Origin of the sequence: Tetzosporium hominis, from assembly GCF_002265435.1 — a bacterium.
Taxonomy (GTDB): domain Bacteria; phylum Bacillota; class Bacilli; order Bacillales_A; family Planococcaceae; genus Chryseomicrobium; species Chryseomicrobium hominis.
In genome coordinates this window covers 1-269 of record NZ_NOKQ01000224.1, presented here as the reverse complement: position 1 = coordinate 269, position 269 = coordinate 1, and the positions used below count along the sequence as shown (strand labels likewise).

Genomic DNA, 269 nt, shown 5'->3' with positions numbered 1-269 from the left:
GCCATTTTCAAAGTCAAGAAAACGAGAAAGTTGTCCTTGGATAGACTTGACCCAGCCCTCTACTGTATCTTTTGTTTGGAGACTACGTTCAGCATCTTTGAAGGACGGATCTCCGATGAGACCTGTGGCACCGCCAACGAGCGCATAAGGTTTGTGACCTGCTAGTTGCAAACGACGACTTGTCAAGATTGCGACAAGGTGACCTAGGTGAAGGCTGTCAGCAGTTGGATCGTAGCCAGTATAATAAGAAACTTGACCTTCTTCTAGGG

At 47.2% G+C, this 269-nt stretch carries 1 pseudogene; it reads right to left on the bottom strand.

The features are described from left to right. Window positions 1-269: pseudogene (locus tag CF394_RS11200) on the bottom strand (tyrosine--tRNA ligase); the annotation flags it as partial.